We start from the raw sequence: 2,121 nt of genomic DNA on the forward strand, positions 1-2,121 counted from the left end.
AGTTCGCCTAGGCCACCGGCAAGCCTCCGAAGACGCCCTTCGCCCGACCGACCGTCGGGCGGAGGGCGTCGCCGTTGCCGGGGCGCTCGGCGACGCCCAGGGCAATTTCGTGCTGACCGCCGGTCGGGGGTATGTTTCTCCAGGCGCCCGGAACGGCCGGGCTCGGGGCGGGACGGAACAGATGTCGACACGGCGCACACTCATCGGACTCACGACGGCGCTCGTGCTCGGGCTGGGCACGCTCGGCGTCGGCGTTGCCGCGCAGGCGGACTCCCCGGCCCTCGTCCAGCCCGAGTTCGACGGCACGATCACCTCCGCGGTGGCCGTCGCGCCGGACGACGCAGGCATCGACGCCGTGTACCGGCTGCGCCACGCGCCGGGGCGCTGGTGGGGCGAGGGCATCCCCGCGGACCCCGCGCAGCCGGCCCCGACCTCGCTGTCCGTGACCCGGCTGGACGGCGGGCAGCTCGCCCGAATCCCCCTCCGCGAGGACGCCGTGGGCGCGGCCAACCTCGGCATGTCCTCCAACACGGGCACCCTCGTGGCCGCACCGGCGGCAGGCCGTGTGCTCGCCGCCTACCCAACGGAGGCGAGTGAGGGCGGGGCGCTCGCCCTCGTCAGCGTCGCCTCCGGGGACCCGGGCGCCCGCTCCGCCACCGCGGACACCGTCGCCGAGGCGCTCATCGCCCCGACCGAGGGCAGGCGGATCCACGCGAGTTCCTTCGGCCTCCTGCCCTCGGGCGACGCGCTGCTGCTCACACAAGAGGCCGAGGAGTGGGAGACGGTCGGCGGGCTGACCGCCCGCGTCATCGACCCCGTCACCCTGCGGGTGCTCGAGACGCATCCCGTACTCGATGCTCGCGGCGAGCCCATCGTCGTCGCGTACCGGAACACGGTCAGCCCGCTGGCCGCCGTGCCCGCCCGGGGCACCGTACTGGCCACCGGCGAGCTGAACGGCCCGCTCGGCGGCGGAGGCGTGGAGATTTCCCTGGCGGACTGGGTGGGGACCCCGATCCAGCTGGACGGCTGGGACCCGCAGGCCCCGCGAGTGCTCGCCCTCGGCGACGGGCGCACCGCGGTGTTCACCCGGGTCGACTCGGAGGAGGACCCGGCGACCGGGGTCTTCCGCGAGTTCCAAGAGCTGGTGGTCGTAGACCTGGAGACCGGGGAAACGCGGAGCCGGGATCGGATCGGCTTCCCCGGCGACCAGGACGGGGCCGGCCCCGAGCCGTTCCTGTATCGGGCGCAGGCGCTCGCGCTCGACCCCGACGGGCAAACCCTGCGCGGGTTCACCCAGCCCCAGGGCAACGTCGAGCTCGGCACCCCCGTTGCGGTTTACCCCTTCTCCTTCCGCCCCGACGCCGCCGTGGGGAACCGGCTCACGATCGGCACCCCGCTCGCGGGCACCCGCCTGGTGCCGCAGCCCACCAGCGGGGCCGCCTTCTCCGCCGAGGGCTGCCTGGTCACCGCGAACAGCTTCGCCGTTGGCGCGCCCGGCGGGAGCGCGGGGGAGTGGGGCTGGCCAGAGGGCGTCACGCTGACCCTGTGCCCGCCGCGGCTGAGCGTGGAGCAGACCGAGGCCTCCGGCACGCTCGGCGAGCCCGTCCGGGTGACCTCCTCCGTATCGACCCCGGTCGGCGGCGTCGGCTACGCCTCGCTGCGCTGGCAGCGGCTCGGCGACGCGGGCTGGGTGGACGCGAGCGCGCCGACCCCGGCGAACGTCGCCGGGGCGGAGACTGCCGCCCTGGAGCTTCCCGCGACCGTCGCGCCGGTCACGGTGCGGCTGATCGCCGCCTCCGACGTCTTCGGCGAGGTGGCCGGCCCCGAGATCGTGGTCCGCGCGACCCAGGGCCCGGGCCCGACGACGGCCCCGCCGACCACCGTTCCGCCGACGACGGTTCCGCCGACGACCACGACCCCGCCGATCACGCTTCCGCCGACCGAGACCGCGCCGATCACGACCGCACCCACCGGGACCACGCCGGGGTCGCTGTCTGAGACCGGCGGTTCGTCCCCGGCGGCGCTCATCGTCGCCGCGGGCGTCCTGCTGACCGGCGGCGCGAGCATCGGCCTGCTTCGGCTCCGACGTCGCTGAATCCGCGAACGCGTGGCCGCCGCCCC

General features: G+C 75.6%; 1 protein-coding gene. It reads left to right on the forward strand.

Annotated features, from left to right (window positions below; genetic code table 11):
* Window positions 1–2,095: hypothetical protein (locus OOT08_RS12110; protein ID WP_325092973.1), on the forward strand; the 2,095-nt coding region annotated here is incomplete at its 5' end.
* Between the last annotated feature and the right edge of the window lie 26 nt (window positions 2,096–2,121).

It is taken from the genome of Leucobacter sp. M11 (assembly GCF_035726885.1).
Lineage (GTDB): Bacteria > Actinomycetota > Actinomycetes > Actinomycetales > Microbacteriaceae > JAPFRB01.